4 protein-coding genes and 1 pseudogene are annotated in these 8,500 nt (G+C 68.6%); 2 read left to right on the top strand and 3 right to left on the bottom strand.

The annotated features are described in order from the left end of the window. Positions 1 to 91: 91 nt before the first annotated feature. From ACWEOZ_RS43715 to ACWEOZ_RS43725, 3 genes are all read right to left on the bottom strand, one after another. Positions 92 to 2,140, bottom strand: a complete 2,049-nt coding sequence (locus ACWEOZ_RS43715) for a family 43 glycosylhydrolase (RefSeq protein WP_451916573.1) — start codon at positions 2,138 to 2,140, stop codon at positions 92 to 94. Positions 2,141 to 2,610: 470 nt separating this feature from the next. Continuing rightward, the gene (locus ACWEOZ_RS43720) at positions 2,611 to 3,735 is read right to left on the bottom strand and encodes a glycoside hydrolase family 11 protein (protein WP_451916574.1); all 1,125 of its coding nucleotides are present in this window, start codon (positions 3,733 to 3,735) and stop codon (positions 2,611 to 2,613) included. A gap of 30 nt (positions 3,736 to 3,765) precedes the next feature. Next, complete coding sequence (locus tag ACWEOZ_RS43725; RefSeq protein ID WP_451916575.1) at positions 3,766 to 4,980, bottom strand: RCC1 domain-containing protein; 1,215 nt, start codon at positions 4,978 to 4,980, stop codon at positions 3,766 to 3,768. Positions 4,981 to 5,290: 310 nt separating this feature from the next. On the opposite strand from ACWEOZ_RS43725, the gene ACWEOZ_RS43730 reads away from it, so the two are divergent. Then, the gene (locus ACWEOZ_RS43730; RefSeq protein WP_451916576.1) at positions 5,291 to 6,508 is read left to right on the top strand and encodes a cellulose binding domain-containing protein; all 1,218 of its coding nucleotides are present in this window, start codon (positions 5,291 to 5,293) and stop codon (positions 6,506 to 6,508) included. Positions 6,509 to 7,429: 921 nt separating this feature from the next. Next, positions 7,430 to 8,234 (top strand): annotated as a pseudogene (locus ACWEOZ_RS43735) (IS5 family transposase). The last annotated feature ends 266 nt before the right edge of the window (positions 8,235 to 8,500 follow it).

Raw genomic sequence — 8,500 nt, forward strand, 5'->3', positions numbered from 1 at the left:
CTCTTTTTCTCTTCTGGGGTTTTTTTTGGGGGTGGGGGGTGGGGGGGGGGGGGGCCGGGGCGGCGGCGCGGGGCCGCCCGACGGATCGGGGTTACGGAGCGGTCAGGTCGAACCGGTTGACGGTGACCGTGCCGCCGAGGGCCTGCGTGGCGTAGTTGAAGATGCCGAAGCGGTAGCCCATGAAGAACTGCCAGTCGTTGTTCAAGGTGAACGCCGGGCCGAGGTTGGTGAACGTGCTGCCGTTGGTGCTGTACGAGAAGGTGGCCGTACGCCCGGATCCGGGTTGGATGTTGGCCGTGGCCCGCAGCCAGATCGTGCCGCCGGACACCGTCGCGCCGGCGGCCTCGGCGCCGGTCCCCGTGGTGGTCCAGCCACTGGTCGACATGCTCAGCCCGTTGGTCATCGAGACCCGGGTGACGCCGTTGTCCTTGCGGATGCCGATCCACGCCGACTGGTCGCGCAGCATGGCCAGGCCGGACCGGTCGCCGTTGGCCATGGCCGAGTAGTCCAGCTGGATCGTGGCCGTGGAGGTGGGACCCTGGATGCGGTGCGTCAGCGTGTTGCGGGCGTTGTAGAGGTCGTTGGTGACGGTGGCCGTCGACAGCCGCAACCCGTTGCCCACGCTGAACTTCGCGGTGTCGGGGTTGTGGTTCCACTCCCAGCGCTGACCCAGGGCCGAACCGGTGAAGGTGTCCGGGCCGATCATCGACTGCACGGTCTTGGTCGTGCTGATGTTCGGCTTCGGGTAGCTGGCGCCCCAGCGGCCGTTGACGGTCTGCAGCACCGGCCAGCCGTCGCCGCTCCAGGTGATCGGCGCGAGGGTCGGCATCCGGCCGCCGGGGTAGGCGTCGGTGAAGGCCATGTACCACCAGTCACCGTTCTGCGTCTGCACCAGGCCGCCCTGGTGCGGGACCCCGCCGCCGGAGATCGGTCCGGGCAGGTTGAGCAGGACCTGGCGCTGCTCGTACGGACCCCAGGGGCTGGTCGAGCGCAGCACGTACTGACCGTTGGCCGGACGGGTCAGCCAGATGTAGTAGTAGTTCCCGCGCTTGTACATGCGCGAGCCCTCGAGGGTGCCGATGCTCGACGGCGTCTGGTACACCGTCTGGGACCGCACCTCCGCGGTCAGGTCCGAGTTGAGCTGGGCGACGCTGATCGTGCCGTTGCCGTAGGCCACGTACGGGGTGTCGTTGTCGAACAGCAGGCCGGCGTCGTAGTAGCACTTGTTGATCCGGGCCTTCTTGCTCCAGCCGCTGCCCACCGACACCGAGGTGTAGACGTAGGTGCGGTTGAACTCGGTGCAGCCCAGCCAGTAGTAGGTGCTGTTGCTGGACCGGTAGTTGAACGCCGAAGCCCAGATGCCCTTGACGTAGGCGCGGCCGCCGTTGAGGTCGTAGGCGTTGGAGTCGAAGTCCAGCCGCGGCACCGAGTGCCCGGCGTACTCCCAGTTCACCAGGTCGTACGAGCGCAGGATGGGCGCGCCGGGTGAGTAGTGCATGGTCGACGCCGAGTAGTAGTAGGCGTCGCCGACCCGGATGATGTCGCCGTCGGCGAAGTCCTGCCACACCACCGGGTTCGTGAAGGTCCCGGTCGGCGGGGGCGTGGTCGGGCCCGTCGTGGGTGTGCCGGAGCCGACCTGGACCAGCTGCCACTGCTGGTTGGTGCCGTTCCAGTCGGCGTACTGCACGATGTTGCCGCCGTCCGCGGTCGACGCGCCCTGCACCTCCAGGGCCTTGCCGCTGTTGCGGTTGATCAGCTGGATGTAGCTGTCGATGTCCTGCATGCTGAACTGCTGGTTGGCGGCGTTGTTGTCGGTCCACTGCACGACGGCGCCGCCGTCCGCGGTGGACGCCCCGGAGACGTCCAGGACCTTGCCGGACAGCTTGGACCGGAGGCGGTAGAAGCCACCGCCGGAGTCGACGAACTGCCACTGCTGCTGAGCGCCGTCGTTGCGCGACCACTGGGTGATCCGGGCACCGTCGGTGGTGGCCAGGTTGTAGACGTCCAGCGCTTTCCCGCTGTTGCGGTTGACCAGGACGTACCAGGCGTTCAGGTCCACGGCGGCGGCCGAGGCCGCCGGCGCGGCGACGACCGTGACAGCGATACCGGCCAGCAGAGCCAGCACTGCGGTAATGGCCATGTATCCGCGCCGCCAGAGCCTTTTCGGGGGTGTGCCGCGTGCGTACATTTCGCCGCTCCTTGCCGGGGGATCCCAAAATAGTGAACGTTCACATCTTGTTGAAGACGGATGCCTGGTGACCGAACTCAAAGGGGATCCAGACATCAGACATTCAAGAATGGCAATGTTGCCAGAGTGTTTCACCGCACTCAAGAGCGGCGCCCCGCAAAGTTGTCCGCAACGGCGTTTTGCCTGGTAGGAGTCTTGCACTGAGCCTCGCGGGGCCGAACCGCCGGACGGTCAACGCCGTTCAGACGTCAGATGTACCTCATGCCCCGGTCCGCCGTAACACTTTTCCGAGGCCGTTCTGCCGAGGTGCGCCTGTCCATTTGCACAAATGGCGACCGACAATGGACGCCGAATCGTTGGAAGAAATGACGACGCCTGGCCGGAGCAGCAATTCGCTGCTCCGGCCAGGCGGTTACGGACAATCAGCTGCAGGCGGCGCCGTTCAAACTGAAACCGCTGGGCGCGGCGGCGTTGCCGTTGTGGTTGGCCTGGAAGCCGATACTCGTCGAGCCACCCGGCGCGATGGTGGCGTTGTAACCGACGTTGGTGGCCACCACCTGACCGCTGGTGGGCGCGTAGGTGGCGCTCCAGCCGCTGGTGATGGTCTGGCCGGAGGCGAGGGTGAAGTTCAGCCGCCAGCCGTTGGTGGGCTCCGTACCGGTGTTGGTGATGGTGATGTTGTCCGTCAGCCCGCTGTTCCAGGCGCTGACGGTGTTGGTGACCCGGCAGGCACCCCCCTGGGACGGCGGCGGGGTGGTGGCCGGCGGTGGGGTGGTCGGGGGCGGGCTGGTCGGCGGGGTCGTCGTCGGAGGCGGGGTCGTCGGCTGGGTGGACCCCTCGCTGACGGTGATGGTGGAGCTGCCGTTGCTCTGGTAGCCCTCGGTGGCCATGATCTGGTAGTCGTGCGTGCCGAGGTTCAGGCCGAGCCGGGCCCAGGCGTTGAAGTGGTTGGCCGTCGTGATGGTGCCGCTGCTGCGGTGCTGCTGGCGGACGCTCCAGTACTGGTAGAACGTCGCGTTGCCGATGATGGACGGCTGGTTGACCCGCTGCGTGCGGTAGATGTCGTACGTGCTGCCGTCGGTGGTGACCGAACCCAGCCGCTGGGTGCCCGAGCTCGGGTTGTACGTGCCGAAGTCCTCGACGACGTAGTACTCGATGAGCGGGTTGGTGGTCCAGCCGTAGAGCGCCAGGTAGCCGTTGCCGTTCGGGTTGAACGTGCCCGAGTAGTTCACCGTGTGGCTCGAGCCGGGCTTCCAGCCCTTGCCGCCGACCCAGTTGTTGATGCCGCTCATCCGGACGCTGTAGTTGCCACCGGCCCCCAGCGTCATCGTGACGTTGCCGCTGTCCTTCCAGTACGAGAAGAAGTAGCCGTTGTGGGTGCCGGTCAGGTTCGAGGTGATGGTCCGGTCGGCTTCGGCATGGGCGACGCCGGCCACGGTGATCGAGGCTGCCGCCAGTACGGCAACGGTGGCGCCTCCGAGAAGCATCCTCAGCCGGCCGCGCCGGCGACCCGGAGGTGGAACGGATTGGTCGTTCACGAGCACCATCCTTTACATGTGGTCAGCTCGTCAGGGAAATCAGGCGGGAAGGGTCACCTGACCGGGAGCCGGGCGCTGGGTGGTCGTGCTGTCGCCGAGCTGCCCGTTGGCGTTGTTGCCCCAGCACCACAGGCTGTCGCCGGTCCGGAAGCCACAGATGTGGTAGCCGGGCGCGTAGTCGTTCGCCCACGTGGTGGCCGTGCCGATCCGGGTGGGGGCGAACCTGTGGGTCGTGGTGCCGTCGGCGAGCTGGCCCGTCGAGTTGTTGCCCCAGCACCACAGGGAGCTGTCGGTCCGGACCGCGCAGGCCGTGTCGAAGCCCGCCCGTACCGTGCTCCAGCTGGTCGCGGTGCCGACCTGGACCGGGGTGGTCTGGTGGGTTCCGCTGACGCCGAGCTGGCCGTACCCGTTCTCGCCCCAGCACCACAGGGTGCCCTCGGCGCGGACCGCACAGCTGTAGGCGTAGCCGGCGGTCACGCCGGTCCACGTGGTCGCGGTGCCGACCTGGGCCGGAGCGTCCCGGTAGCTCAGGCCGCCGACGCCCAGCTGTCCGTCGGTGTTGTTGCCCCAGCACCACAGGGTGCCCTCGGTGCGGACGGCGCAGGTGTGCGCGTATCCGGTTGCGACACTGGCCCAGGTGGTGGCCGTGCCGACCCGCACCGGAGCGGTCGCGATGTACGTGTCCGAGCTCATGCCGAGCTGGGCGAACCGGTTGAAGCCCCAGCACCACAGGCTGCCGTCGGTCCGGGTGGCGCAGGTGTGGCTGTCGCCGGCGCTGACACTGGCCCAGGTGGTGGCCGTGCCGACCTGCACCGGAGCGGTGCGCATCGTGGTGGTGCCGTCGCCGAGCTGGCCGCGGAAGTTGTTGCCCCAGCACCACAGGGTGCCGTCGGTGCGGATCCCACAGGTGTAGCTGGTGCCGGCGTCGAGGCTGGCCCAGGTGGTGGCGGTGCCGATGCGTACCGGGGTGGTCCGGGCCGTGGTGGTGCCGTCGCCCAGCTCACCGAGGTAGTTGCTGCCCCAGCACCACAGGGAGCCGTCGGTGCGGACCGCACAGGTGTGGCCGTAGCCGGTGGCGACCTCGGAGACGGCCGCGGCGCTCAGCGCTGCGGGGCCGGCGGCGGCGGGGGCGGCGGCGGCCGGACCCCCGAAACCCAGCGCGGCGAATCCGGTTGCCGCCACCACCGCTACGGCGATGCTCCGGGCGATCCGGCGCCAGCGGTCACGACGCCCGGAGGCGAAGCTGTGTCTCATGTGTACTCCCTGCTCGGTGGGGGTGGCCCGGCAGCAGGGAGCGTCGGCGTCACACGCCCCCTCGCTGCCGGGCCGGGCTGAGGTCACGGCGTGCGGCGACAGCAGTTACGCCTGTTCCGGACATTGCCAGAATGTTTCCAGACATTCAAGAGTTTTCATGGGAGCGCTCCCACCGACTCTGTCGAATGCCGCGACATAACGCTTTTCACCACCCCAACTTCCGCGTTGAACGGGGCGAAATGGTCTGGCAACATTGCCCCCAGTCAATGGCCCGCCGGGTGCATCCCATTGCGGCGCCCTGGAGGGTGAAGTGCGAAGAGGATCGAAGATCAGCACAGGCCTGGCGGCCGTCGTCGTCTCGTTCGCCGCCGCCGTCGTCGCGCTCGGGGCGAGCCCGGCCGACGCGGCTGTGGGCGGCTCCGGCCCCTATCCGGCCGACTACGAGACCTCGGCCGGCCTGCCGGACCACACCATCTACCGGCCCCAGACGCTGCCGGCCGAACCGCTGCCCGTCCTCGTGTGGGGCAACGGCGGCTGCGCGGCCAGCGGCACCGCCCAGGTCAACTTCCTGCGCGAGATCGCCTCCCACGGCTTCCTGGCCATCGCCAACGGCGCGCCCAACGGATCCGGCTCCACCACGTCCCGGATGCTCACCCAGTCCATCGACTGGGCCGTCGCGGAGAACAGCCGGGCGGGCAGCAAGTACTACGGCCGACTCGACACCGGCAAGGTCGCCGTCGCGGGCTTCTCCTGCGGAGGCCTGGAGGCGTACGCGGTCTCCGCCGACCCGCGCATCACCACCACCATGATCTTCAGCAGCGGGTTGCTCAACGACGCGGACGACTACCAGGTGCGCGGGCTGACCAGGCCGATCGCATACTTCATCGGCGGGCCGAGCGACATCGCGTACCCGAACGCGATGGACGACTGGGGCAAGCTGCCGGCCGGGCTGCCGGCCTTCATGGGCAACCTGAACGTCGGCCACGGCGGCACCTACGACCAGCCCAACGGCGGCGAATTCGGCCGCGTCGCGGTGCTGTATCTCAAATGGCGCCTGAAAGGAGACGTCACCGCGGGCGCCAATTTCGTCGGGGCGGACTGTGGTCTGTGCCGGGGCTCGTGGACCGTGCAGCAGAAGAACCTGACGCTCGGCGGCGGCACCCCGCCGACGACGCCCCCGCCGACGTCCACCTCGCCCACTCCATCTACTCCGTCTGCTCCGCCTCCGGGCGACAGTGCGTGCTCCGCGGTGTATTCGGTGCAGAACCAGTGGAACGGTGGATTCGTCGCCGCGGTGACCGTCACCGCGGGGAGCACCGCGCTCAACGGCTGGCGCGTCACTCTCGGCCTGCCGGCCGGAGCGTCCGTCAGCTCCGCCTGGAACGCGGTGGTGAGTGGCACCAGCGGCACGGTCACGATGACGAACCAGAGCTACAACGGGCGGCTGGGGGCCGGCCAGAGCGCCAGTTTCGGCTTCCAGGGAACCGGAAGCGGCAGCGGCGCCTCCGTCACCTGCGCCGGGAGTTGAATGGGGGGCGCATCCGCGGCCTGACCTCTGGATCCCATCGGAAGGATCGCCCCTGCCGGAGGGGTTGAGGAGGCGCCTGCTCTCCGCCGGGGCGGTCGGGCGTGGTGGCACCATGCCAGCCCTACCCGCCTCGGTTCCGACGGCATCCAGCTCTCACCGTGCGCGCTGACCGGGACCTGCCGGAGCCGCATGGCCGAGGCGACACCACAGGCATCGCGGCCCGCGTCGGCGTCGGCTCCACGCTCGCGCCCGTGTCGGCGCACGCGCCTACGTCGACATCCGCGCCTGCGTCGGGCCCGCGCCTGCGTCGGGCCCGCGCCTGCGTTGGGTGCGTGTCTGCGTCGGGCCCGCGCCTGCGTTGGGTCCGTGTCTGCGCTGGGTCCGTGTCGGGGTCGACGCCCCACCCGCGACTGCGTCGGCATCCGCGCCAACGTCGGGATCCGTGTCGCCTGCGTCAACGTCCGGCTAAGCCCGCGCCTACGTCGGGGTCCACGTCGCCTGCCTTGGAATCCGCGCGTCGCCTGCGTCGACGCCCGGCCTGCGCCCGCGCCGACATCCGCGCCAACGTCGGCGTCCATGTGCGGTTATACCCAAGGCGACCGATCCGGTGTCGAGCCCTGGTCCGGCGGATTCCAGGTAGGGGTGACGGTGACGGTCACCAACACCCCGTGCGCCAGGGCCTCAGCCGCCGGCGACCTCCACCACCTTCGGCTTCGCCGTCTCGGCGAGCGGTGCGAACAATCGGCTGGCCGTCATCACCTTCACAGCACCTGAGCCTGCCCAGGTTCACCTGGCTAGATCAAGCGCACCTCAGCTAGATCAAGCGCACCTGAGCCACACCAGGGGCACTTAGAGGTCAGTTCAGAATGAGCGGACGGATTGTGCGGCGAGGTCTGCGAGGATCGGCTGAGGCTGCTGGTCGTGGTCGATCGTGTGGTCAGTGACGAGTTGTGGCTGCGGTTGGAACCGTTGATCCCGGTGCCTGCGCGCCGGTATCGCTTCCCGGGCCGTCGCCGGGTCGACAACCGGGCCGCGCTGGAAGGGATCGTGTTCGTCATCAGTACGGGCATGCGCTGGAACGACTTGCCCGCCGCCATGTTCGGGGCTTCAGGTGCGACGTGTTGGCGCCGGTTGAAGGAGTGGTACGAGGCGGGCGTCTGGCAGCAGCTGCACGAAGCTGTGCTCGCGGAGTTGCGTGCGGCCGGGCTGCTGGACCTGGCTCACGCGGTCGTGGACTCCTCGCATCTGCGGGCGCTCAAAGGGGGGATCTCACCGGTCCCAGCCCGGTCGACCGGGGTCGGCTGGGCAGCAAGCATCACCTGATCACCGACGCCGGTGGTCTGCCCCTGGCGGTGATTCTGACCGGTGGCAACCGCAACGACGTCACCCGGCTGCTGCCGCTGATCGACGCGGTCCCGCCGATTCGCGGTCTGCGGGGCCGGCCGAAACGACGGCCTCGCAGGGTGTTCGCCGATCGCGGCTATGACCATGACAAGTACCGCCGGCTGTTGCGGCAACGGCGCATCACGCCGCAGATCGCCCGCCGTGGCAGCGGCCACGGCTCGGGTCTGGGCAAGCTGCGCTGGGTCGTCGAGCGGACCTTTTCGTGGCTGCACAACTTTCGTCGGCTCCGCACTCGCTACGACGCCGAGCCGACATCCACCAAGCCATGATCAGCGTTGCCTGTTCCGTAATCTGCCTACGACGCCTACTCAGCTCATTCTGAACTGACCTCTAAGCCAGATCACGCGCACCTGAGCCAGACCACGCGCACGCGAGCCAGATCATGGGCGCCCGAGCCAGATCATGGGCAGCGGACCAGACCACGAGAACGGCGGCCCCGGTCCTGCGTGCGGACCACGACCGCCGACTCGCGACGTTTTGCCCCTACCAGCAGCTAGGCCGCGTTTCATAAAGCTTTGAGCCATTGGTTGATGGCGGCGACGGTGAGGGTGGCTTCGTAGCGCACGGCCAGCTTGTCGTATCTGGTGG

This window comes from Actinoplanes sp. NPDC004185 (genome assembly GCF_053603475.1).